Consider the following 22735-nt stretch of genomic DNA (forward strand, 5'->3'; position numbering starts at 1 on the left):
ATTAACATATAAAGCTGATTCTTATTTAATTAGAATCAGCTTTTTTACGTATAACGCACAAAATGTTAGTAAAAAGTAACTAAAAGTGATGTTTTTTTCTTCTCTTGGTTAAAAAAAGTTTGAAGGAGATCACAAAACAACAACAAACGAATTACACACTTCTATTTTCGGAGTAAAATGCCTCTCACTCTACTAATAAGATTATTTTTTTCATCAAAAAAGAGGTGTTCTATGGCGCTATTTCTAAGCGTTTTCCCGATTGTTTTACTTATTTATTTAATGGTAAAACGTAATGCTCTGCCATCTTATGTGGCATTACCACTCACTGCAGCGTTAATCTTTATCTTGCAATTAACTTATTTTGGTAACGACTTCACTCTTGTTATGGCTAATATGATCGCCGGACTTGGTGATGTACTCACTCCAATTACTGTTGTTTTTGGTGCTATTTTATTTAACCGCTTCTCAGAGGTATCTGGTGCAACAAATACAATGCGTAAATGGCTAGGGGCAATTAACCCAAACCCTATTGCACAGTTAATGATCATCGGTTGGGCATTCGCCTTTATGATTGAAGGAGCTTCTGGCTTCGGTACACCAGCTGCCATTGCAGCCCCTATTCTTGTAGGCTTAGGTTTTCCGCCATTAAAAGTAGCAATGTTAGCACTTGTAATGAACTCTGTTCCTGTTTCTTTTGGAGCCGTTGGTACACCAACCTGGTTCGGAATGGGGCCTTTATTAAAAGATAATTTATTGACTGAAGCACAAGTGCTTGAAATTGGTTCAATGACTGCTCTTATTCACGCAATCACTGCATTAATTATTCCATTAATGGCTCTGCGTTTAGTTGTATCTTGGAAAGAAATTCGTCAAAACCTCGTATTTATCTACATTAGCATACTTGCTTGTGTTGTACCATACATCATTATTGCTCAATTTAACTACGAGTTCCCATCACTTGTTGCTGGTGCAATCGGCTTATTGGTCTCTGTATTTGTTGCTAATTTAGGTATTGGCTTAGCAAAATCAGAAAACAATTTAGGTGATGATAAAGCCTCTTTTGGAGAAGTTGCAAAAGCGTTATTACCAACAGGTTTGTTAATTGCCATTTTAATTGTTACACGTGTTCAACAATTACCATTTAAAGCGTTGATGAATGATGCGACAACTTGGATTGCAAGCTCCGTTGGTTTTGCGAACTTTGAAATTAGCCAAGGTCTTATTTTTGCCTTAAAAAATATTTTAGGTACTAATGTGGCAACAAGCTACAAATTACTCTATGTGCCAGCATTAATTCCATTTGTTGTAACGGTATTAATTTGTATCCCTATTTTTGCAGTCTCAGGTAAAAATACAGCAAATATCTTCTCAACCAGCTTTGCTCAAATTAAAAAGCCATTCCTAGCCTTATTAGGTGCATTGATTATGGTAAAATTAATGCTAATTGGTGGACAAGAATCAATGGTACAAATTATTGGTCAAAGTTTTGCCGTTGCAACAGGTGAATACTGGACATTATTTGCTTCTTTCTTAGGTGCAATAGGTTCATTCTTCTCTGGTTCAAATACTGTATCTAACTTAACTTTTGGTACTGTGCAATTTGCTACTGCACAAGCAACAGGTTTATCTGCTACCTTAATCTTAGCATTACAATCTGTTGGTGGTGCAATGGGTAATATGGTATGTATTAATAACATCGTTGCAGTATGTTCTGTATTAGGTATTGAGAAACAAGAAGGTAACATTATTAAGAAAACTGCTGTACCTATGTTTGTTTACGGTGCGATTGCCGCAATAGCCGCACTCTTTATTGTTCCTTTATTCTATACTCTTTAATATCTAAATAAGTAAAAAGAAAGGAAGTAGCTCTTATCTACTTCCTTTCGCTATTTTAGAGTATATTTTTGAGTTTAATTCTTATTTTTATTTATTGTGGGAGTTCTTATGAACGTTAATTTTTATGTTACCTGCATTGCAGATATTGTAAAAGCAGGTGTCGCTAAAAACAGCGTACTTTTACTAGAAAAACTAGGCTGTAATATTACCTTTTTAGAAAAACAAGGCTGTTGTGGACAACCGGCAATCAATAGTGGCTATACCAAACAAGCTCTTCCTGGAATGAAAAGTTTAGTAGAAACATTCGAAGTTAATGATTACCCTATTGTTGCACCTGCTGGCTCTTGTGTTTATGCCATTAAAACCTACCCTGAACATTTTGAAAGATTTGGTGAAACCAAATGGGCTGAAAGAGCAAAAAAAGTTGCAGATCGATTCTATGATTTAACAGACTTCATTGTAAACAAACTTGGAGTAACTGATGTCGGGGCAACACTTCCTGGTAAAGCTGTATATCATCCTTCTTGTAGCCTCTTTCGTAAATTAGGTATTGTTGATGAGCCTTTAACTTTATTAAAAAATGTAAAAGGCCTCCAACTGATGCCAATACACAATCAACAAACTTGTTGTGGTTTTGGCGGTACATTCTCTGTAAAAATGGCTGAAATTTCAGGTGAAATGGTAACAGAAAAAGTAGTTAATGTGATGGAAGCTGAGCCAGAATACTTAATTGGTGCAGATGTAAGTTGCTTAATGAATATTGGTGGCCGTTTAAGCCGTGAGGGGCATCCTGTTAAGGTAATGCATATTGCAGAAGTATTAATGCAGGAGGGGAAATAATATGTCACTAAAAACCAGCAACCTTGCATTTAAAAAACGAGTAGAAACACAAATTGAGAATGAGATGATGCGTAAAGCTATTATCAAAGCTCAAGAAACTATTGGTGCAAACCGCCAAAAAATGGTTGATGAACTCGGAAACTGGGAAGAATGGCGTGATTTATCTAAACAGATCCGTAATCACGTCTTAGCAAATCTTGATGCCTATTTATATCAATTAAGTGAAAATGTAGCTAAAAATGGCGGGCACGTTTATTTTGCAGAAACGGCAGAAGAAGCCACCGCTTACATTCAACAAGTTGCAAAACAGAAAAATGCGAAGAAGATTGTAAAATCTAAATCAATGGTAACGGAAGAAATCGGCTTAAATGATGTTCTTGAAAAAGATGGAATAACCGTTGTTGAAACGGATTTAGGTGAATATTTGTTACAAATCGTTGGCGATAAACCATCTCACATTGTTGTACCAGCAATCCATAAAGATCGTCATAAAATTAGACAAGAATTACACGATACCCTTGGCTACCAAGGCCCTGAAACACCTGAGGCAATGACCTTATTTATAAGAGAGAAAATTCGCCAAGACTTCCTAGAAGCTGATATTGGTATTTCAGGTTGTAATTTTGCGGTTGCAGAAACTGGATCTGTTTGTTTAGTGACTAATGAAGGTAATTTACGATTAGCAACAACACTACCTAAAACACATATTGCGGTAATGGGAATGGAGCGTATTGCCCCAACCTTCCAAGAAGTTGATGTACTCATCACGATGCTTGCCCGTAGTGCAGTAGGTGCAAAACTTACCGCTTATAATACTTGGCTAACCGGCCCAAGACTGGAAGGTGAAACCGACGGCCCTGAAGATTTCCACCTTGTTATTGTTGATAACGGCCGTTCTAAAATTTTAGAAAGTGAGTTCAAAGAAGTATTACGTTGTATTCGTTGCGGTGCTTGTTTAAATACTTGCCCAGCTTATCGTCAAATTGGTGGACACGGTTATGGTTCTATCTATCCAGGCCCGATTGGCTCAGTTATTTCTCCATTATTAGGAGGCTATGAGGAATTTAAAGAATTACCATATGCTTGTTCACTATGTACCGCTTGTAACAGTGTTTGCCCTGTTAAAATTCCACTAGCACAGTTAATTCTTAAACATCGTGAACATATTGCACAAAATGGTATGACACCTGCGGCAGAACGTTTATCTATTTTTGGTTTTAATTTTGCTAATTCACACCCAAATGTCTGGAAAGTTGGTGTAAAAGTAGGTGCTAAACTAGCTGGTAAATTTATTAAAAATGGTAAAGCACCGGTTAATGTTGGTGCATTGGCTGAATGGACAAAAGCACGAGATCTTCCAAGTGCTGAAGGCGAAAGCTTCCGTGATTGGTTTAATAACAGAGGGTAATTAATATGGATTTGCAAAATCGTGAAAATTTCTTAAATAAGCTAGCAAACAGAATGGGCAGACCTCGCCAAACTGTGCCTGCACCAATGCCTGAGTTAGTGAATAATCACCCGACTACTCGCCTAACAGATCGTAATCAAGAGCAACTCTGCAATGAGTTTATTGAATTCTCACGTATTATGATGGCTGATGTTATTGTGGCGAAAGAAAATGATGTACCGCAAGCAATGCTAGATATTTGTGAAAAATATGGTGGTGGCAACATTATTATTAACCAGGATAATCGCTTAGAAACACTTGGAATTATCCCAGTATTACAAGCTAAGTATGATAGCTATTTATGGAATAGTGAACAAGCTGAGTTAAATATTGAAAAAGCTGAGCAAGCTAATATTGGTGTAGTATATGGTGAATATGGGCTAACAGAATCTGGTGGTGTTGTACTCTTTTCAGATAAAGCCTTTGGTCGCTCCGTTAGCCTTCTACCTGAGAAATCTGTAGTAGTATTACGCAAGAGCAATATATTACCACGTGTTGCACAATTAGCTAAAATCCTACACGAGAAAGCACAAAAAGGCGAGAGAATGCCATCTTGTATTAATATTATTTCTGGGCCTTCTGCAACTGCAGATATAGAGCTAATCAAAGTAGTAGGGGTTCACGGCCCTGTGAATAAGATCTACCTTGTTATTGACGATCTATAATCGCTTATCTAAGCCACGCACACATTAATAACTCGTGGCTCATTAATAATCTAGCACGGCAATGCCGTGCTAGTTGCTTTTAAACATTCTAAATATACATTTAGATTAATGCGAAGCAGTATTTTGCAATTTTGTCCAGTTCCAGAAACCATAAATTGCATTCAACAAGAATGCTGCATACATCGTATAAACAGACGGGCTATCTGCCCATAACACAATCGAAATAATATTAAGTACAATCCACAATAACCATTGCTCACGATAACGCATTAGCATTAAAGCTTGTGCTGCTACCACGATAATAGTTGTTAAACCATCTAAACCTGTCGAACTACCGCCGAAGTGATTTAACACCTGCACAAATAGCAAAGTACCAATAATTAAGAAGGCCAATAAACCAACCCAACCTTTTAAGGTTAGTGCTTTTGCCACCACAACATCATTTCCTTCTTCTTTTTGCATATTGGTTTTCCATAAGAAATAACCGATAAATTGTGCTGGAATATAAACATATAATGTGGTATTCATTTCGCCTAAAAAGTTATTTGCCCAAGCTACATAAAAATAGCTATAAGCAAAAATAAGCCCAAAGAAATAGTTACTAATTTTCCCTTTACTGATGAATACATTACAGATAATGCCTGACACACCTGCAATCATTCCTAAAACAGGGGCTTTTTCATCTAATGCTTCCATACCCTGCCAAATAATGGCAACAATACAGAAAATTAGAAATGCAGCTTCAAGGGGCTTCCAACCACCAAATAGCTCATTTTTTACTTGTTTTAAGGCTGTTTCAAAATTCATATTTCCTCCTAAGATAAATTTTAGAAGGCAATTATACTCCTCTCTGAGTAGAAAACATAAAAAAGAACTGATATTTTGTGATGATTCTCACAAAATATCAGCCTTAGGGTTTAGATAAAAAAATGGGTTCGACAATTCGAACCCAATATTTTACAAACTAGATTTTATCTTGCTTGATATTTACCCGCCATCGCTTGGTAAACTGCATTTTCATTGGCAAGAATCGTATATTTCGCATTTAAAATTGCAAGTTGTGAGTTACGCTCGGTATTCATTGCTGCAATCCATTCACGGAACTCCGACACACCTTGCTCATAACGGTTTTTGTAATACGAACTAATTCGCTTATCGTGGTTGTAGGTATCTTGCAACATTTTTAATGAGCTTCTAGATTGCGTATAAGTGTAATAATGGCGATCAATTTCATTTAATGCTGACGTGATAGTTTGTTCATAATTTAAACGAGCAGTCACATAATCAGATTCTGAAATTTTCACATTATTTTTTACACGGTTCCAATCTAAGAATGGTAAATCAAATGAAATTACCCCACTACCCACAGGGTTGTCAGCCACGTTACCTAAAGTTCTTGCACTGCCAGCAATAGAGCCGCCAATAGTTAAAGTTGGGAACCAGCTTTTTTCGGTTGCGGTTAATGTTTTGAATGCACTTTGTAAACGCTGTAATGCACCCACTACATCAGGACGATTTGCAATAGTTGAAACCGGCACATTTAAGTCCACACCTTGTAATTTCACATTCATCACATTCGGATAACGGATATTAAGCGGAGTATTTGGGTGAATATTTAACAAATTACGTAAAGTTTGCTCTGCAATTTTTTGATTGGTACGTAATGAAATTACATTATTTCTCGCATTTAAGACCGCTTGTTGAGCTTGATCTACCGCTAATCGGTCGATTGCACCGGCACTTAATTTATTGTTTAAAATGCGACTAATTTGCTCATAATCTTTAATGCTTTGTTCGGTAATACGAATCGCATCACGGTAATAGGCTAGTTGGTAATAAGTCGATACTACAGAGTTAATAAGCGATAAACGAGTCGCTTTTAAATCCTCAATCGTTGCTTTATGAACCCACTCCGCAGCACTTGCGGTGTCCGCTAAACGTTTCCATAAATCAATGGTATAACTTAAGTTAAATGCAGCTTGACTTGCGACTTTTGAAACACCTGTCGATACATTATTTGAACTTGAACCAACACCTTTTGCAGCACTTGTTGAACCAGAACCACTAAAAGTTGGCACCAAATTTGCACCGACTAAATTAGCATTATAAAGTGCCTTATTAACTGCAATTCCGCTTTTCGCCAGATCAAGGTTATTTTGAATAGCTAAATCAACAATACGTCTTAATTCCGAATCGTTATAGCCTAACCACCATTGCTCATTAATAGGGTATTGTTTTGTGATGTCATCATAGCTTTGATAGGTTTGCGTTGCTTTTTCAAGGCTACCATCATTACTCATATTCCCTGTTGTACAAGCGGTTACCGCAATAGATAGCACCACAGAAAATGCCAATTTAGAGAGTTTCATTACCTTTCCTTCATTATTTTGGATAAAAAACGCTGTATTCTAACCAAAAAAGATTTTTCTTTCCAGTTAAAATGAACGATTGTTCATTTAATTATTTAACAATTCAGAAATTAATTTTTGGTGCCTAATTTGCTGAGAATTCAAACTTAAACGCTCTGCAACCAAAATTGATTTCAACTCAGCTAAGGCTTGTTTAAAATCATCGTTGATAATCACATAATCAAACTCATCATAATGGCTCATTTCCGAAACTGCTTCAGACATACGTTTAGCAATGGTTTCTTCTGAATCTTGCCCACGTCCGATTAAACGCTTCTCTAACTCTGGCTTAGAAGGAGGTAAAATAAAGATAGTCTTCACATTTGGTACTTTTTCTCGAATTTGACGCGCTCCTTGCCAATCAATATCCAGAAAAACATCAATCCCTTGTTCAAGGCTACGCTCAATCATCGGCAAGGAAGTACCGTAATAATTGCCAAAAACTTCCGCCCACTCTAAAAAATGCCCTTTCTCAATTAAAGCTTTAAATTCATCGTGGGTCGTAAAATAATAATGAACACCATCTTCCTCTGCCGGTCGAGGATTACGTGTGGTATGTGAAATAGAAAGTTGCACTTCCGAACGTGGCAAATCAGATAACAATGCGTTAATTAACGACGATTTTCCTGCACCACTCGGAGCTGAAATAATATAAAGATTTCCTAAACTCATTTTCTTAATCTAGATAAAACAGATAAAAATAATGGACAATTTTCATTGTCCATTACGCTAAAATTACTTACGAGCCAAAGGCGGAACAAAGGTAATACCTAAATCCCAAGGCTGCTCAATCCAAGTTTCTTGTGGAATATCAATGATATAATCATCTACTAATGCCGCACCCTGTGGTTTTGCAAACACCGTTACAAAACGTGCTTTAGGGTACATTCTGCGGATTTCTTTTGCAGTGTTGCCCGTATCCACTAAATCATCTACCACGATAAAGCCTTCGCCATCGGTTTCAGCTGCGTGTAATACTTTTAATTCACCTTGATTGTCGTGATCGTAACTTGCAATACACACGGTTTCAACGTGGCGAATACCTAATTCACGTGATAACACTGCAGCAGGGAATAAACCGCCACGGCTTACTGCAATAATGCCCTTCCATTGAGAAGCAGGTAATAAATTCTCCGCTAACTTGCGAGCATGCATATGGAACATATCCCAAGTTACGACATATTTTTCATTTGTGTATTTTTCACTCATAACGACAACCTAAAATAAAATTGGGGCTAACCCCTGATATAAAAATTGCGTTAGAATAACCTGAAAATGCTTTTTTCGCCATCATTTCATTCATTTTTTTGTGCAAGCGGTTATTTTTTTGCAAAATTTTGCGAATTTTCTACCGCTTGCAAACAGAAAATTAACAAAAGGAGCTACCTATGTCAGAAATTTCAACATTATCGCCAAGCTTACTTTGGCAATGGTTTGATAAAGTTTGTGCAATTCCTCATCCTTCTTATCACGAAGATGAATTAGCTGAATTTATTGTAAATTGGGCAAAATCTAAAAATTTATTTGTAGAGCGTGATGAAGCAGGCAATGTACTCATTCGTAAGCCAGCCACTGCAGGTATGGAAAATCGCCAAACTATCGCCCTACAAGCTCACTTAGATATGGTGCCACAAGCGAATGCCGGCACAGTACACGATTTTACTAAAGACCCAATCCAACCTTATATTGATGGCGAATGGGTTAAAGCAAAAGGCACGACACTTGGGGCAGATAACGGTATTGGTTTAGCCTCTTGTATGGCGGTGTTAGAAAGCAACGACCTTGTGCACCCGACCGTTGAAGTATTGCTTACAATGACCGAAGAGGCTGGAATGGAAGGGGCGATTGGTTTGCGTCCGAACTGGCTCACGGCAGATATTATGGTAAATACCGACACGGAAGAAAATGGCGAAATTTATATCGGTTGTGCCGGTGGCGAGAATGTGAATGTAAGCCTGCCAATTCAGCTTGAGCCAAACACTCAAGAGACTGCTTTAACTATTACCCTTAAAGGCTTAAACGGCGGACATTCAGGGGCGGATATTCACACCAATCGTGTTAATGCAATTAAACTTTTTGCTCGTATTTTGGCAGAGGCAAAAGCTGTAGCACCTTTCCAAATTGCCGATATTCAAGGCGGTTCTGTGCGTAATGCGATTCCTCGTGAAGCCCACGCAACATTGGTACTTTCTGCAAAAAATAAAGAAAATTTAACCGCTTGTTTAACAGAAACCGTGGCACAATTAAAAGCAGAATTAAAAATTGCCGAGCCAAATTTAGCTTTCTTTGTTGAAGAATCTGCCTTGCCTGCACAATGCTTTGATGCATCAACCACCGAGCGTTTAATTCATTTCTTAAATGTGTTGCCAAATGGTGTGGTGCGTAATAGCGATGTAGTAGAAAATGTGGTGGAAACTTCACTAAGCATTGGCGTATTAAAAATTGAAGATAATGCGGTTAAAGCCACTATTCTTGCTCGTTCATTAATTGAAGGCGGAAAAGCCGATATTCGTAGCAAAATTGGTTCATTAGTGGCTTTAGTAGGGGCAAGTGTGGAATTTTCTGGCAACTACCCTGGTTGGGAGCCAAACCCAAGTTCACAAATCGTGCCATTAACTAAAGCAATTTATGATGAAGTGTTAGGTTACGAGGCAGAAATTAAAGTTATTCACGCAGGGCTTGAATGCGGTTTAATTAATAAAATCTACCCAAATATGGATTTAGTTTCCATTGGGCCGACTATCCACAATGCTCACTCGCCAGATGAAAAAGTGCATATTCCAGCCGTTGAAAACTATTGGAAATTACTGACTAAATTGCTTGCCCAAGTGCCTGCTAAATAGTTAAAACTAAAAAAGGATTAAGCCAGCACGCTTAATCCTTTTTACTATCTTGCTTTAATTATTGATAAATATCTTCGCCATTACGTCTGGTTTTGAGTAGTCTTAAAATCCAAACATATTGTTCAGGATTTTTCTCGACAAAGTACTCTATCACTTTATTCATTTCTCGGGCAGATTGCACTGGATCGCCAGAAAACTCAAGGGGCGGTAAAATTTCCATTTCATACACCGATTTTTCAGCGTTATAGATAGAAAACATCGGGATTACTTCCGCATTTGCTACCCTTGCCATTTTATTTAACCCCGGCAAAGTTGCTTTTTCGGTAGCGAAAAAATCGGTATACACACTTAACTCTTCGCCAAAATCTTCATCTGGTAAGAAGTAGCCCACATCACCTTTACGCACATCGGCTAAAAAGGCTTTAATGCCATTTTGACGAGTGTGCATTCGCCCGCCCAAACGCTCACGGGTAATGTTCCACAACCAATCCACCAACGCATTACGGTGTGGGTTATACATTGAGGTCATTGGATAGCCTAAAGAAAACATCGCCACCCCTGCCATATCAATCGACCAGGTATGCGGTACCAATAAAATCACGTTTTTTCCGCTTTCTTTGGCTTTTACAACCTGCTCAAAGCCTGTAAATTCACAACGTTTTTGCAAGTAAGAAACAGGGCGAATTGCCGTTTCGCCAATCGCTAACATTGTTTGAGCCACAGTGATAAACATTTTCTCAATCACATCTTCTCGTTTTTGCTCACTCCAATCTGGAAAGCAATAACGTAAATTAACCTTTGCCCGATGATAGCCTTTTTTATTTTTCTGTTTTAGGTATTTATAAGCCACCTTTCCCACAAAGGCTGAAAATTTATCTCTAATACGAGCCGGCACATAAGCCAAAATCACAAGCCCTAATACACCGAGCCATACTCCCCAATATTTAGGGTGTAAAAAAGACCACAAGAATTTATGTGTATAACCGTCTTGGGCGGTAATTCGTGTCATTTTGTTTTCCTCAAGTTCATTGTCACTTTCTTTGCTTCGCCAAAGAAAGTAACCAAAGAAAGGCGACCCTACTTCACCGCTTTTCTTCGCTTAGTTGGCATTTGCTGACGGATAATTTTAAATTCGCTTCGCTCAAGAAAAATTGTCCTACAAATTGCCAACACGCTCAGGCGGTTCAGAAGGGAACCCAATAGAGCGTTATTTGCAAAATAATTAAAAAAAGTAACCGCTTGTTATGGTCGGATCGGGTTCCCTTCTGAGTTGCCCGAACGACTTGAAATTTTTAGAAAAATAATCCCGAGCGAGAGCGAAGCGAACATCAGGGTTATTTTTCGTTAAAAAAATTTCAATAAAGTGAGGAACAGCAACGAAGCAGGGTGTGCTTTCTTTTGGTTACTTTTCTTTGCACAAGCAAAGAAAAGTAACAATATCCCCTATTTTTTATCAATAATATTTTTTAACGCTAATATCACCCCAAGCCCAATAAAAGCCCCCGGTGGTAAAATCGCTAATAACAAACCGGAATCAATATGCAAAACATCAATGCGTAATGCTTTTGCCCAATCGCCTAGCAGTAAATCTAAACCGTCAAATAAGGTACCATTGCCGATAATTTCACGCAATGCTCCAAGTAGCAGAAGGCTTAAGGTCATACCAAGCCCCATAGCAAAGCCGTCAAAGGCGGAGAGTTTTACTTCGTTTTTGGAGGCGTAGGCTTCTGCTCGTCCGATTACGATACAGTTAGTTACAATCAGCGGAATAAAAATCCCGAGTGATTGATAGATAGGGAAAGCAAAGGCATTCATTAAAAGCTGTACTGCCGTTACCACCGTTGCAATCACCATTACATAAATCGGGATACGAATATCGTGCGGAATCATTTTGCGAAAAAGCGAAATGGTCGTATTGGTGCAAACCAACACAAATAAGGTCGCCAAGCCTAGCCCTAACGCATTGGTTACGCTGTTAGAAACCGCAAGCAATGGGCATAAGCCTAATAATTGCACTAAAGCTCCGTTGTTTTTCCATACGCCATCGGCTAATAGCGTTTTCCAAACGGATGCTTGTTTAGGTTCTGTATCAATATTGACTACAGGAATTTGGTTTTCTGTTTCCATTTTTCCACCGATTATTTGCAAGATTCAAATTGCTCAAGCATTGTTGGGGTTTGTTCAAGTTCGGTTATTACCCATTTTGCACTTTGGCGAACATTATTAACCACCGCACGAGGGGTAATGGTTGCACCGGTAAATTGGTCGAACTGACCGCCGTCTTTTTTCACTTTCCAATCTACTTCGTTTTCTAAACTGAATAATTTATTGCTGAAGTTTAAAATCCAGTTAGAAACACGAGTTTCAATTTTATCGCCTAGCCCCGGGGTTTCTTGGTGTTGCAATACCCGCACGCCTAAAACATTGCCGTTTGGCTCGATTCCCGTTAATAAAACGATATTGCCAGAATAGCCGTCCGGAGCAGTGCTTTGAATGGCATAAGCGGTTATTTTTTCAGATTTTTTTGCAATATAAATGCGGTTTAAATAAGGGGCATTTTCAAGTTGAATTGCTTTACAGCTAGCCAGCAAGTCGTTATCAAAATATGTTTTTGGCACGACTTCTTCTAATAATTTTTTCTGTTGTTCTGCCATTACACTATCAATTCGCCCTTTTGTTAATAAATAAACACCAGTTGAAATAGCAGTACAAAATAGGGCGATTACGCCTAAAATCAAGGCATATTTTACGGTAATTTTTGAAGTATTCATTATCGTTTATCCAACCTTGTGCCGTATAGTCTTGGCTGTGTGTAGTGATCGATTAACGGCACACAGATATTTGCTAATAAAACAGAGAATGCGATTGCATCCGGGTAATTGCCATAATAACGAATTAAGTAAACCAGCAAACCAATCAAACCGCCAAAAATCAATTTACCACGAGGGGTAATAGAGGCGGTAACAGGATCAGTTGCGATGAAAAAGGCTCCAAACATCATCGCACCGCTGAATAAATGCAACGGCATAGACCACGAGCTATCACTAACCAAATCGGTTATTCCGCTAAAAATCACAAAAGTTCCGAGCATTGCGATAGGAATTTGCCAATGAACAATCTTCTTATAAATCAAAAAAACACCGCCGAGTAAGAAAGCAAAATTAACCTGCCACCAACCTCGTAAAAAAACATCCCCAAATAGCAAATCAAATTCTAAACGACTAAGTGGTTTAGCTATTTTTGCTGCGTCTAAAACGGTTGCCGAAGCAATGCCATCGACACTATTCACTAATTGATAAACGCTAAATCCATCAGTGCTTACCCCTTTAAAAATCAGCGACATTGCATCGGCAAAAGTCGGGGGTTCACTTAATAAATGGATAGGCACCATCCAAGAGGTCATCTGAACCGGGAAAGAAACCAACAATAACGCATAGCCTACCATTGCTGGGTTAAACAAGTTCTGCCCTAATCCGCCGTAGCTGTGTTTTGCCAGTAATAAGGCAACAATTACGCCAATCACCACAATCCAATAAGGAGCATAGGGCGGAATCGACATCGCAAGAATCAATGCGGTTAAAATGCCCGATAAATCTGCCAGATAGAAAGCGGTCGTTTTTTTGCGTAATTTTGCAACGCCGATTTCAATCACAATCGCCAATGAAACGGCAAGCAAGGTTTGAATTAACACCCCAAACCCAAAATAGTAAATCTGTACCCCAAAAGCAGGTAACATCATCGCAATGACCCACAACATAAAGTTTGCGGTTAAATTGCTTGAATGTGTATGGGGGGAACTGACCATTTTAAACATTGATAAAACCTTTTTGTAAAAAATTGCAAAAAACTGACCGCTTGTTAGAGCTTCGGTAAATTCAAATTAAAGCGAATTGCAAGCAGGCGGATAATAATCACGGTAAACACAGTTGCAAGATAAACCCAGTCGCTGTCCACGCCAAATGAGTTTGCCAATACGAAAATCACACCGCCGACAAGGCTTGCCGTAACATAAACTTCTTTTTGCAGAATAATCGGCACTTCGTTGCGTAAAATATCACGAATCAAACCGCCAAAGCAGCCTGTTACCCCGCCAAGAGCCACACAGATAAGTGGGTGCAGTCCGAAATCTAAGCCTTTTTGCACACCGATAACGGTAAATACCCCCAGACCAATCGCATCAAACACGAGTAATCCCGTTTGCCAGCTTTTACGAGAAATTTGGTTGCGGAAAATGGCGGTAATCAGCACCGCTAAACTAATCATCAGCACATAAATCGGCTGTTTCATCCAAAACACAGGTGTTGAGCCTATCATCATATCTCGCAAGGTACCACCGCCCACACCAGTTACGAATGCCAAAATAAACATTCCGAAGATATCCATTTTGTGCTGACGAGCAGCAATCGCCCCAGAAATCGCAAATACTATCGTGCCAATCAGATCTTGCACAAATAGGAACGACCAAGGCAAGGGTGGGATAAGCTGGCTTAACATTTATCCCCCTGTTTAGCTTCTTTCTTCGCTTTTGCACGAGCGATTGCTGCGGCAACCGCTGCTTTTCTTGGATCAATTTCTTCGCTTGGTTTTACTTGTTGCGAATTTACAAGATTTTCCGATTTTTCAACCGCTTGTTGAGAACCTAGCTGAGCCTCTTTTTTTGCTTTGGCTCGGGCTAAGGCTGCAGCAACAGCTGCTTTCCTAGGATCAATTTCTTCACTCTGTTTTTCTTCTTGCGAATCAGCAAGATTTTCCGATTTTTCAACCGCTTGTTGAGAAGCTAATTGAGCCTCTTTTTTCGCTTTAGCTCGAGCAAGTGCTGCTGCAACCGCTGCTTTTCTCGGGTCAATTTCTTCACTTGGTTTTGCTTGTTGCGAATTTGTAATATTTCCCGATTTTTCAACCGCTTGTTGAGAGCCTGATTGAGAACTTAGCTGAGCCTCTTTTTTCGCTTTGGCTCGAGCAAGGGCTGCGGCAACGGCGGCTTTTCTCGGCTCAGTTTCTTCACTCGTTTTTGCTTGTTCCGAATTTGTAATATTTTCCGATTTTTCAACCGCTTGTTGAGAGCCTTGTGCCTCTTTCTTAGCTCTAGCTCGGGCAAGAGCCGCTGCAACGGCTGCTTTTTTCGAGTCAGCCTCGGTTGCTTTCGGTGTTTCGTTGCTTTCTGTACCTACCATTTCCGTTTGTTCAGCCTGTTTAGCTAAACGTCTGGCTCGACGTTGTGCCATTAACTCGCTATTATCCGGCTCGCCATTGGCTTTAGCGTGAATTTCTGTTGCCGTTTCTTCGGTTTTCTTCGCTTTTATACGGGCTAAAGCAGCTTGCACCGGATCTTCGCCCTGCTGTTTTGCCATTTCTTCACGACGTTTTTCTGCCGCTTGTGTAATACGTGCGGTACGTGCCTCTTTTTCTTTTTGCAGGCGAGCCTCACGTGCCTCAAAGCGGATTTTTGCCTCTTCCGCTTTACGTGCTTTTTCTTCCACTTCAGCAATTTTTGCTTTTTCTTGGCGGAAATATTGAATTAACGGAATGTAGCTTGGGCAAACATAGGCACAAACACCACACTCAATGCACGCATCTAAGTGATACTCTTTCGATTTATCGTGATCTTCCGCCCGAGCAAACCAATAAAGTTGTTGCGGTAATAACCCGACAGGGCAAGCATCGGAACAACTTGAGCAACGAATACAGTTTCGTTCCGGTTCAGGCGGTGCATATTCAAAGTGATCAGGGGCAATTAAGCAGTTTGCCGTTTTGGTAATTGGGGCTTGTAGAGAAGGTAGAATAAAGCCCATCATCGGCCCGCCAAAAAAGACAGGGAAACGCTTATCCGCTTGGTAATCGACTTGTTCTAGCAAGTGCTGAATCGGGGTACCTAATCTCGCCCACACATTGCCTTTATTGCGAATTTTATCGCCGGTAAGCGTTACCACCCGTTCAATTAACGGCTCATCATCAATAATTGCTCGTTTAACCGCAAAAGCGGTACCGACATTGTGCATTACAATACCCATTTCAATGGTACGTTGCCCCGCCGGAATTTCCAAACCGGTTAAAACTTGCACTAATTGATCTGACGCCCCTGAAGGATATTTGGTCGGAATTTCCCGCACAAACATATCATTTGAGCCTTTAAGGGCTTTGGTTAAGGCTTTAATTGCTTTCGGTTTATTATCTTCAACCGCAATGACCACCTCTTCTGGGCGAAGAACGTAGCGTAAAATGCGAATCCCCTCAATTAACTCGTGGGTGTAATCCTGCATTAAGCGATCATCGCAAGTAATATAAGGCTCGCATTCTGCCCCGTTGATAATCAGTAATTTACAACGCTTATCAGCTAAGCCTAATTTAGAGGCGGTTGGGAATACGGCTCCCCCCAACCCTGCAATGCCGTATTGGTAAACTTTTTGGATAATTTGATCGCTTGTTAGGCTTAAAAAATCTTCAATCGGCTGACGTTCAATCCATTTATCTTTGCCGTCTGTTTCAATAATTATCGTGACTTCTGGCAAGCCGGAAGGGTGTGCCGAAGGGTAAGGCTCAATTCCGATCACCTGCCCCGATGTTGGGCTATGCACAGGTAATTGGCGGTAGTTATCACCTTTAGTAAGCTGTTGCCCTTTTAAGACGAAATCGCCCGCTTTAACTTGTAATTCGCCTGCCCAGCCCGAATGTTGCACAACCGGCACATAAAAATATTTCGGTAAATTTAAACGGCGAATCGGCTTACTGTTTGATTGGCTTTTGTTTTCCATTGGGTGAATCCCACCCGGGAATTGCCACAGTTTACCGGTTTCTTTATTTTGGCGGATTCGTTCAATCACTAAATTAGGAGTGCTCATTTTTGCCTCCGCCGGTAACTATTTTTTTCTGTAATTCGGTCGTATTCACGACAGGAATAATTAAATTTTGGTCGAATTGCCAATTCCAAGATTTTGTTGTTTGTTTTATCGGAATCATTTCAATACAGTTAGTCGGGCAAGGGGCGACACATAATTCACAGCCCGTGCATAAATCAGGAATAATGGTGTGCATTGCTTTATTGGTGCCGACAATAGCATCAACAGGGCAAGCTTGAATACACTTGGTGCAGCCGATACACATATCTTCATATATAAATGCAACTTTAGTCTCAGGCTCTTCAATTCCGTCCATCGCCGGCACTTCCACCCCAAGTAATTCCGCTAAATTTACCACTAATGGCTGACCGCCTGGCACACATTTTGTAATCACATCGCCATTGGCAATCGCCTCAGCATAAGGTTTGCAACCTGGGTAGCCACACTGCCCGCATTGGCTTTGGGGCAATAAGGCATCAATTTGATCGACAATCGGGTCGGATTCAACTTTAAGCTTGATTGAAGAATAGCCTAAAATCGCCCCGAAAATCAGTGCGATAACAGCAATAGCAATAAGGATATAAGCAATAATTGGGAGATCTAGCATTAGAGTTTCACCAATCCTGTAAAGCCCATAAAGGCAAGCGACATTAGCCCTGCGGTAATTAAAGCGATAGAAGCACCTTGAAACGGACGAGGCACATCAGCAGCCACTAACCGCTCACGCAGTGCTGCAAATAAGACTAAAACTAAAGAGAAACCTGCGGCTGCTCCAAAGCCATAAAGCACTGATTCCACGAGATTATTGGCTAAGTTCACATTTAATAATGCGACCCCCAGCACTGCACAGTTGGTGGTAATCAGCGGTAAATAGATACCGAGTAAGCGATAAAGTGTCGGGCTGGTTTTATGCACGATCATTTCTGTTAGCTGAACAATTACCGCAATCACCAAAATAAATACCAACGTTCGTAAAAACTGGGCATTTAACGGAATCAGCAGATAAGTTTCAACCAAATAAGCAGAAAGTGAGGCAACCGTTAAAACAAATGTGGTGGCTAACCCCATTCCGATTGCGGTTTCTACTTTTTTCGACACACCCATAAACGGACAAAGCCCTAAGAACTTGACTAGGACAAAGTTGTTAATTAAAGCGGTACTGATAATTAATAGAATATAATCGACCATAAATCCACGAAACTAAGAAACAAGCGGTTGAATATATTGCAAAATTTTCAAAAAATCTGACCGCTTGTAAAACCAAATAAATTCAAAATAGCGTTATATTATCCCTTGTTTTGAGTTCATTCACAATAAAAAATCCGAGGTAGTTGTTGAGGCTAAAAAGTTCCCTATATTTTGATGTCAAATTCAAGTAAAATAAGGCGAATTTTTTTGTGAGGAATTATAAAAATGTCAACTCAATTTGTTTATACGATGCACCGTGTCGGCAAAGTTGTGCCGCCGAAGCGTCATATTCTTAAAGATATTTCTTTAAGTTTCTTCCCTGGTGCGAAAATCGGGGTTTTAGGTTTAAACGGTGCGGGTAAATCTACTTTATTACGCATTATGGCGGGTGTAGATAAAGAGTTTGAAGGGGAAGCTCGTCCTCAGCCGGGGATTAAAATCGGTTATCTTCCACAAGAGCCCAAATTAGATCCGCAACAAACCGTGCGTGAAGCGATTGAAGAAGCGGTAGCGGAAGTAAAAGGTGCATTAACTCGCTTAGATGAAGTTTATGCACTTTATGCCGACCCTGATGCCGATTTCGATAAATTAGCGGCCGAGCAAGCTAACCTTGAAGCGATTATTCAAGCTCACGACGGTCATAACTTAGATAACCAATTAGAGCGTGCAGCCGATGCTCTGCGTTTACCTGATTGGGACGCTAAAATTGAGCATTTATCAGGTGGTGAACGTCGCCGTGTGGCACTTTGTCGCTTATTACTTGAAAAACCGGATATGTTGTTGTTAGACGAGCCAACCAACCACTTAGATGCAGAATCGGTGGCGTGGTTAGAGCGTTTCTTACACGACTACGAAGGCACTGTGGTGGCAATTACCCACGACCGTTATTTCTTAGATAATGTTGCTGGTTGGATCTTAGAGCTTGACCGTGGTGAAGGTATTCCTTGGGAAGGTAACTACTCTTCTTGGTTAGAACAAAAAGAGAAACGTTTAGCCCAAGAACAAGCAGCGGAATCTGCTCGCCAAAAATCCATTGAGAAAGAGTTGGAATGGGTTCGCCAAAATCCGAAAGGTCGTCAGGCGAAAAGCAAAGCCCGTATGGCACGCTTTGATGAACTTAACAGTGGCGAATATCAAAAACGTAACGAAACCAACGAACTCTTTATTCCACCTGGCCCACGCTTAGGGGATAAAGTGATTGAAGTACAAAATCTGACCAAATCTTATGGCGACCGCACTTTAATCGACGATCTCTCTTTCAGCATACCGAAAGGGGCGATTGTGGGGATTATCGGGGCAAACGGTGCAGGTAAATCAACCTTATTCCGTATGCTTTCAGGGCAAGAACAGCCAGATAGCGGTTCAATCGTGATGGGGGAAACTGTTGTGTTAGCCTCGGTGGATCAATTCCGTGATGCGATGGACGATAAGAAAACCGTGTGGGAAGAAGTGTCTAACGGACAAGATATTTTAACTATCGGTAACTTTGAAATTCCAAGCCGTGCTTATGTGGGTCGCTTCAACTTCAAAGGTGTCGATCAGCAAAAACGTGTTGGCGAATTATCTGGTGGTGAGCGTGGTCGTTTACACTTAGCGAAACTCTTGCAACGTGGCGGTAACGTACTGTTATTGGACGAACCGACCAACGATCTTGACGTAGAAACCTTACGTGCATTAGAAAATGCGATCTTAGAGTTCCCGGGCTGTGCAATGGTTATTTCCCACGACCGCTGGTTCTTAGACCGTATCGCCACCCATATTTTAGACTACGGCGATGAAGGAAAAGTCACTTTCTACGAAGGCAACTTCTCTGATTACGAAGAATGGAAGAAGAAAACTTTCGGCGAGGCTGCTACTCAACCGCACCGTGTGAAATATAAACGGATTGCTAAGTAATATCCACATATAATAAAAGCTCAAATCAATATTAGATTTGAGCTTTTATATAAAATGTTCAAGCAATTAATAAACTTTATTTTTTACAAGGTGAAACTGCTTCAATAATGGAAATTCCCATAAATGTAGCGTTTTTACAAACAGGGCCTGAACCATCGTGCCCACGAATCCCAGTACAAGCTGTCAGCATAACAGCAACTGCGATAGAGGCTAAAAGTTTTGTTGTTTTTTTCATAATTAAACTCCTTAATAAATAAAAATAATTCTTGATATTATTTTATATTAAACAAAATTTAATATCCATATTTTTATTAAGGCATTTTCCATTATAAGCTTTATAAAAGCTATTATTGTCTTTTTATAATTCAAAGGAATAATATGAGTGAGCAAGTCATTATCCGCCAAGTAGTACTCGATACTGAAACCACTGGTATGAATATGGCAGGTGGCCCACCACAAATTGGGCATAATATTATTGAAATTGGTGCTGTTGAAGTGGTTAACCGCCGTTTGACTGGACGTACTTATCACGTCTATATCAAACCACCGAGAGAGGTTGAAGAAGAGGCTATTCAAGTTCACGGTATTACCAATGAATTTTTACAAGATAAACCTATATTTGCTGAAATTGCTGATGAGTTTTTGGAATTTATCAAAGGTGCGGAACTGATTATCCATAACGCCCCCTTCGACGTGGCATTTATGGATCAAGAGTTTTCTTATCTACCTAACCCGCCAGCTAAAACTGCCGAAATGTGTACAGTTACCGACAGCCTGCAGATGGCTCGTAAAATGTACCCGGGTAAGCGTAATAATTTAGATGCCCTTTGTGATCGCCTAGGTATTGATAATAGTAAACGTGTTCTTCACGGTGCGTTACTGGATGCGGAGATTTTAGCTGATGTTTTCTTAATGATGACAGGCGGTCAAATCTCATTATTAGGTGAAGAAGAAACAAATAATAATTCCAGCTCTGCTTATGCTGAAGAGCATTTTTCCAATATTGCTTTAGATATTAATGATGCGGTTATTTTAAAAGCGACAGAGGAAGAAGAAGAGGCTCATTTGGCTTTATTAAAATTAATTGATAAGAAATCTAAAGGGAATTGCCTTTGGACAAAACCACTAACAGAAGATACTGAAACACTAAACTAATTCTAAAAAAACAAAAAACCCAGCCAAGAGCTGGGTTTTTTAGCAATCTACTGATTATTCAGCAACTACGTTTACAGTAACAACTGCATTCACTTCCGGATGTAAGTGAACTTTAACTTCGTGTTCGCCAGTTGTACGAAGTGGGCCTTCACCTAAACGAACTTCAGGTTTAGCAACTTCAACACCTGCTGCAGTTAATGCATCAGCGATATCTTTTGCTGACACAGAACCGAATAAACGACCATCTTCACCTGCTGTTGCAGATACAGATACTGTTGCAATTTCAGCAATTTTAGCTGCACGAGCTTGTGCTGCTGATAATGCTTCTGCTGCTTTCGCTTCTAATTCAGCACGACGAGCTTCAAAGTGAGCAATGTTTTGGCTAGTTGCCATAACTGCTTTACCTTGTGGGATTAAGAAGTTACGAGCAAAACCAGATTTAACTGTTACTTGGTCGCCCACAGAACCTAAGTGAGCAACTTTGTCTAATAAAATAACTTGCATTGTACTCTCTCCTGATTATTGGTGGTTATCAGTATATGGAAGTAACGCAAGGTAGCGAGCGCGTTTGATTGCACGAGCTAATTGACGTTGATACTTCGCACGAGTACCAGTAATACGGCTAGGAACAATCTTGCCGCTTTCAGAAATGTAGTTCTTTAATGTAGCGATATCTTTGTAATCGATTTCAACAACATTTTCCGCTGTGAAACGGCAGAACTTACGACGACGGAAATAACGTGCCATTTGGCTTCTCCTGATCTATAAATTCAATTTGTTCGGTGTGTAAAACTAACTGGTTTAAACCGTTGTAGTCTTTGTGAGTATGGATAAAACCTTGTACTCTTACTTTCTCACCGAGCTTAATTTGTTGGGTTAAATAACTAAATTGATTGCCTGCTAAAATCACTTGGATTTTACACCACGCTTGGCGTTCTAAATTAACTTCTGTTTGTGTTGAACGATGTTCTAACCAAAAACTGTAAGTCGGAATACCAAGAGGGCTTCGGCTTTGCTTAACCAATGTGGAAACTGTGCCACTTAAGGTTAAACAATTATCAACTGGCGAATTACTCGCCTGCTTCCTCTGATTCAACTTCAGCTACCGCTTCAGTAACTTTGCTTTCTTTAGCTTTTGCCATTGGAGAAGCTTCTGTTACTGCAACTTTAGTGTGAACGATTAAGTTACGAAGAACTGCATCGTTATAACGGAAGTTAGTTTCTAACTCGTCGATTACACTTTGAGGTGCTTCTACATTCATTAACACGTAGTGTGCTTTGTGAAGTTTGTTGATTGGGTATGCTAATTGACGACGACCCCAATCTTCTAAGCGATGAACTTGACCGCCAGCTTCTTTAACAGATGCTGTGTAACGCTCAATCATTGCTGGTACTTGTTCGCTTTGGTCCGGGTGAACCATAAAAACGATTTCGTAGTGACGCATTGACTATCCTTACGGGTTAGCAGCCTCCAACGTTAGCCAGTCACCAGCTTGTGGAAGCAAGGATTAAAAAACGGATGTGACTGAACGGCAGGATTATACTGAAAAAAGCATATTTTGCAAGCAAGATTTGCCATTCTTGCAAAAAATCGCATAAAAACAACCGCTTGTTTTTATAT

At 39.9% G+C, this 22735-nt stretch carries 24 protein-coding genes; 7 read left to right on the forward strand and 17 right to left on the reverse strand.

Features of this window, described 5'->3' with window-relative positions:
* The first annotated feature begins 231 nt into the window (after positions 1 to 231).
* From PTQ27_RS08705 to PTQ27_RS08720, 4 genes are all read left to right on the forward strand, one after another.
* The gene (locus tag PTQ27_RS08705; RefSeq protein WP_273748187.1) at positions 232 to 1836 is read left to right on the forward strand and encodes an L-lactate permease; all 1605 of its coding nucleotides are present in this window, start codon (positions 232 to 234) and stop codon (positions 1834 to 1836) included.
* A gap of 108 nt (positions 1837 to 1944) precedes the next feature.
* Complete coding sequence (locus tag PTQ27_RS08710; protein ID WP_273748188.1) at positions 1945 to 2676, forward strand: (Fe-S)-binding protein; 732 nt, start codon at positions 1945 to 1947, stop codon at positions 2674 to 2676.
* 1 nt (position 2677) lies between these two features.
* Positions 2678 to 4084: a LutB/LldF family L-lactate oxidation iron-sulfur protein gene (locus PTQ27_RS08715; protein WP_273748189.1), complete on the forward strand. Its 1407-nt coding sequence runs from the start codon at positions 2678 to 2680 to the stop codon at positions 4082 to 4084.
* A 5-nt stretch (positions 4085 to 4089) separates the two neighbouring features.
* The gene (locus tag PTQ27_RS08720) at positions 4090 to 4788 is read left to right on the forward strand and encodes a LutC/YkgG family protein (RefSeq protein WP_273748190.1); all 699 of its coding nucleotides are present in this window, start codon (positions 4090 to 4092) and stop codon (positions 4786 to 4788) included.
* Positions 4789 to 4893: 105 nt separating this feature from the next.
* On the opposite strand, the gene pnuC is transcribed toward PTQ27_RS08720, so the two are convergent.
* The 4 genes from pnuC to gpt all read right to left on the reverse strand — a co-directional run bounded on the left by pnuC (position 4894) and on the right by gpt (position 8405).
* Positions 4894 to 5595, reverse strand: coding sequence for a nicotinamide riboside transporter PnuC (pnuC, locus tag PTQ27_RS08725; RefSeq protein ID WP_273748191.1), 702 nt, complete (start codon positions 5593 to 5595; stop codon positions 4894 to 4896).
* 164 nt (positions 5596 to 5759) lie between these two features.
* The gene (gene tdeA / locus PTQ27_RS08730; protein WP_273748192.1) at positions 5760 to 7157 is read right to left on the reverse strand and encodes a toxin/drug exporter TdeA; all 1398 of its coding nucleotides are present in this window, start codon (positions 7155 to 7157) and stop codon (positions 5760 to 5762) included.
* Positions 7158 to 7244: 87 nt separating this feature from the next.
* Positions 7245 to 7868 carry a guanylate kinase gene (gene gmk / locus PTQ27_RS08735; RefSeq protein WP_273748193.1) on the reverse strand — a complete coding sequence of 208 codons (624 nt, stop codon included), beginning with the start codon at positions 7866 to 7868 and terminating at the stop codon, positions 7245 to 7247.
* A 63-nt stretch (positions 7869 to 7931) separates the two neighbouring features.
* Positions 7932 to 8405: a xanthine phosphoribosyltransferase gene (gene gpt, locus PTQ27_RS08740; RefSeq protein ID WP_273748194.1), complete on the reverse strand. Its 474-nt coding sequence runs from the start codon at positions 8403 to 8405 to the stop codon at positions 7932 to 7934.
* A 179-nt stretch (positions 8406 to 8584) separates the two neighbouring features.
* Between gpt and PTQ27_RS08745 the strand changes: the two genes are divergently transcribed.
* Complete coding sequence (locus tag PTQ27_RS08745; protein ID WP_273748195.1) at positions 8585 to 10039, forward strand: aminoacyl-histidine dipeptidase; 1455 nt, start codon at positions 8585 to 8587, stop codon at positions 10037 to 10039.
* A gap of 58 nt (positions 10040 to 10097) precedes the next feature.
* On the opposite strand, the gene lpxM is transcribed toward PTQ27_RS08745, so the two are convergent.
* The 8 genes from lpxM to rsxA all read right to left on the reverse strand — a co-directional run bounded on the left by lpxM (position 10098) and on the right by rsxA (position 18063).
* A complete protein-coding gene (gene lpxM, locus PTQ27_RS08750) occupies positions 10098 to 11048 on the reverse strand; it encodes a lauroyl-Kdo(2)-lipid IV(A) myristoyltransferase (RefSeq protein WP_273748196.1) in 951 nt (316 codons plus the stop codon).
* A 434-nt stretch (positions 11049 to 11482) separates the two neighbouring features.
* The gene (locus PTQ27_RS08755; protein ID WP_273748197.1) at positions 11483 to 12166 is read right to left on the reverse strand and encodes an electron transport complex subunit E; all 684 of its coding nucleotides are present in this window, start codon (positions 12164 to 12166) and stop codon (positions 11483 to 11485) included.
* Between the two features lie 11 nt (positions 12167 to 12177).
* Positions 12178 to 12810 (reverse strand): electron transport complex subunit RsxG, encoded by a 633-nt coding sequence (gene rsxG / locus PTQ27_RS08760; RefSeq protein ID WP_273748198.1) that lies wholly within the window; start codon positions 12808 to 12810, stop codon positions 12178 to 12180.
* Positions 12810 to 13853, reverse strand: a complete 1044-nt coding sequence (gene rsxD, locus PTQ27_RS08765) for an electron transport complex subunit RsxD (protein ID WP_273748199.1) — start codon at positions 13851 to 13853, stop codon at positions 12810 to 12812. The genes rsxG and rsxD overlap by 1 nt, the downstream gene beginning before the upstream one ends.
* Positions 13854 to 13897: 44 nt before the next feature.
* Positions 13898 to 14533 (reverse strand): trimeric intracellular cation channel family protein, encoded by a 636-nt coding sequence (locus tag PTQ27_RS08770; RefSeq protein WP_273748200.1) that lies wholly within the window; start codon positions 14531 to 14533, stop codon positions 13898 to 13900.
* The gene (gene rsxC / locus PTQ27_RS08775; protein ID WP_273748201.1) at positions 14527 to 16878 is read right to left on the reverse strand and encodes an electron transport complex subunit RsxC; all 2352 of its coding nucleotides are present in this window, start codon (positions 16876 to 16878) and stop codon (positions 14527 to 14529) included. The genes PTQ27_RS08770 and rsxC overlap by 7 nt, the downstream gene beginning before the upstream one ends.
* Entirely contained in the window at positions 16865 to 17482 is a 618-nt protein-coding gene (rsxB, locus tag PTQ27_RS08780) for an electron transport complex subunit RsxB (protein ID WP_273748202.1), read from the reverse strand. The genes rsxC and rsxB overlap by 14 nt, the downstream gene beginning before the upstream one ends.
* Entirely contained in the window at positions 17482 to 18063 is a 582-nt protein-coding gene (gene rsxA / locus PTQ27_RS08785; RefSeq protein ID WP_273748203.1) for an electron transport complex subunit RsxA, read from the reverse strand. Before rsxA ends, rsxB begins: the two co-directional genes overlap by 1 nt.
* A gap of 225 nt (positions 18064 to 18288) precedes the next feature.
* Between rsxA and ettA the strand changes: the two genes are divergently transcribed.
* Positions 18289 to 19959 carry an energy-dependent translational throttle protein EttA gene (ettA, locus tag PTQ27_RS08790; protein ID WP_273748204.1) on the forward strand — a complete coding sequence of 557 codons (1671 nt, stop codon included), beginning with the start codon at positions 18289 to 18291 and terminating at the stop codon, positions 19957 to 19959.
* 76 nt (positions 19960 to 20035) lie between these two features.
* Here the strand turns inward: ettA and PTQ27_RS08795 are convergent, their stop codons facing one another.
* Positions 20036 to 20194 carry a hypothetical protein gene (locus tag PTQ27_RS08795; protein ID WP_273748205.1) on the reverse strand — a complete coding sequence of 53 codons (159 nt, stop codon included), beginning with the start codon at positions 20192 to 20194 and terminating at the stop codon, positions 20036 to 20038.
* Between the two features lie 143 nt (positions 20195 to 20337).
* Here PTQ27_RS08795 and dnaQ point away from each other — a divergent pair, with 143 nt between their 5' ends.
* Positions 20338 to 21114, forward strand: coding sequence for a DNA polymerase III subunit epsilon (gene dnaQ / locus PTQ27_RS08800; RefSeq protein ID WP_273748206.1), 777 nt, complete (start codon positions 20338 to 20340; stop codon positions 21112 to 21114).
* Between the two features lie 54 nt (positions 21115 to 21168).
* Here dnaQ and rplI read toward each other — a convergent pair whose 3' ends face one another.
* From rplI to rpsF, 4 genes are read right to left on the reverse strand one after another with little or no spacing between them, the layout of a single operon-like run.
* A complete protein-coding gene (rplI, locus tag PTQ27_RS08805; protein ID WP_273748207.1) occupies positions 21169 to 21618 on the reverse strand; it encodes a 50S ribosomal protein L9 in 450 nt (149 codons plus the stop codon).
* 15 nt (positions 21619 to 21633) lie between these two features.
* Positions 21634 to 21861, reverse strand: coding sequence for a 30S ribosomal protein S18 (gene rpsR / locus PTQ27_RS08810; RefSeq protein ID WP_005598105.1), 228 nt, complete (start codon positions 21859 to 21861; stop codon positions 21634 to 21636).
* Positions 21836 to 22210, reverse strand: a complete 375-nt coding sequence (gene priB / locus PTQ27_RS08815) for a primosomal replication protein N (protein WP_273748208.1) — start codon at positions 22208 to 22210, stop codon at positions 21836 to 21838. The genes rpsR and priB overlap by 26 nt, the downstream gene beginning before the upstream one ends.
* Positions 22185 to 22559 carry a 30S ribosomal protein S6 gene (gene rpsF, locus PTQ27_RS08820; RefSeq protein ID WP_273748209.1) on the reverse strand — a complete coding sequence of 125 codons (375 nt, stop codon included), beginning with the start codon at positions 22557 to 22559 and terminating at the stop codon, positions 22185 to 22187. Before rpsF ends, priB begins: the two co-directional genes overlap by 26 nt.
* Positions 22560 to 22735: the final 176 nt, after the last annotated feature.

It is taken from the genome of Mannheimia cairinae (assembly GCF_028649535.1).
In the GTDB taxonomy this organism is placed as follows: Bacteria; Pseudomonadota; Gammaproteobacteria; order Enterobacterales; family Pasteurellaceae; genus Mannheimia; species Mannheimia cairinae.

What these genes read in the sequence shown, in the direction of transcription:
- PTQ27_RS08720 (WP_273748190.1), top strand. Translation starts at nt 4,090, where the DNA reads ATGGATTTGCAAAATCGTGAAAATTTCTTAAATAAGCTAGCAAACAGA.
- pnuC (WP_273748191.1), bottom strand. Translation starts at nt 5,595, where the DNA reads ATGAATTTTGAAACAGCCTTAAAACAAGTAAAAAATGAGCTATTTGGT.
- rsxB (WP_273748202.1), bottom strand. Translation starts at nt 17,482, where the DNA reads ATGCTAGATCTCCCAATTATTGCTTATATCCTTATTGCTATTGCTGTT.
- ettA (WP_273748204.1), top strand. Translation starts at nt 18,289, where the DNA reads ATGTCAACTCAATTTGTTTATACGATGCACCGTGTCGGCAAAGTTGTG.
- tdeA (WP_273748192.1), bottom strand. Translation starts at nt 7,157, where the DNA reads ATGAAACTCTCTAAATTGGCATTTTCTGTGGTGCTATCTATTGCGGTA.
- rpsR (WP_005598105.1), bottom strand. Translation starts at nt 21,861, where the DNA reads ATGGCACGTTATTTCCGTCGTCGTAAGTTCTGCCGTTTCACAGCGGAA.
- rplI (WP_273748207.1), bottom strand. Translation starts at nt 21,618, where the DNA reads ATGCAAGTTATTTTATTAGACAAAGTTGCTCACTTAGGTTCTGTGGGC.
- gpt (WP_273748194.1), bottom strand. Translation starts at nt 8,405, where the DNA reads ATGAGTGAAAAATACACAAATGAAAAATATGTCGTAACTTGGGATATG.
- PTQ27_RS08755 (WP_273748197.1), bottom strand. Translation starts at nt 12,166, where the DNA reads ATGGAAACAGAAAACCAAATTCCTGTAGTCAATATTGATACAGAACCT.
- PTQ27_RS08770 (WP_273748200.1), bottom strand. Translation starts at nt 14,533, where the DNA reads ATGTTAAGCCAGCTTATCCCACCCTTGCCTTGGTCGTTCCTATTTGTG.
- PTQ27_RS08745 (WP_273748195.1), top strand. Translation starts at nt 8,585, where the DNA reads ATGTCAGAAATTTCAACATTATCGCCAAGCTTACTTTGGCAATGGTTT.
- rsxC (WP_273748201.1), bottom strand. Translation starts at nt 16,878, where the DNA reads ATGAGCACTCCTAATTTAGTGATTGAACGAATCCGCCAAAATAAAGAA.
- rpsF (WP_273748209.1), bottom strand. Translation starts at nt 22,559, where the DNA reads ATGCGTCACTACGAAATCGTTTTTATGGTTCACCCGGACCAAAGCGAA.
- PTQ27_RS08705 (WP_273748187.1), top strand. Translation starts at nt 232, where the DNA reads ATGGCGCTATTTCTAAGCGTTTTCCCGATTGTTTTACTTATTTATTTA.
- PTQ27_RS08795 (WP_273748205.1), bottom strand. Translation starts at nt 20,194, where the DNA reads ATGAAAAAAACAACAAAACTTTTAGCCTCTATCGCAGTTGCTGTTATG.
- rsxD (WP_273748199.1), bottom strand. Translation starts at nt 13,853, where the DNA reads ATGTTTAAAATGGTCAGTTCCCCCCATACACATTCAAGCAATTTAACC.
- dnaQ (WP_273748206.1), top strand. Translation starts at nt 20,338, where the DNA reads ATGAGTGAGCAAGTCATTATCCGCCAAGTAGTACTCGATACTGAAACC.
- lpxM (WP_273748196.1), bottom strand. Translation starts at nt 11,048, where the DNA reads ATGACACGAATTACCGCCCAAGACGGTTATACACATAAATTCTTGTGG.
- PTQ27_RS08715 (WP_273748189.1), top strand. Translation starts at nt 2,678, where the DNA reads ATGTCACTAAAAACCAGCAACCTTGCATTTAAAAAACGAGTAGAAACA.
- gmk (WP_273748193.1), bottom strand. Translation starts at nt 7,868, where the DNA reads ATGAGTTTAGGAAATCTTTATATTATTTCAGCTCCGAGTGGTGCAGGA.
- rsxA (WP_273748203.1), bottom strand. Translation starts at nt 18,063, where the DNA reads ATGGTCGATTATATTCTATTAATTATCAGTACCGCTTTAATTAACAAC.
- PTQ27_RS08710 (WP_273748188.1), top strand. Translation starts at nt 1,945, where the DNA reads ATGAACGTTAATTTTTATGTTACCTGCATTGCAGATATTGTAAAAGCA.
- rsxG (WP_273748198.1), bottom strand. Translation starts at nt 12,810, where the DNA reads ATGAATACTTCAAAAATTACCGTAAAATATGCCTTGATTTTAGGCGTA.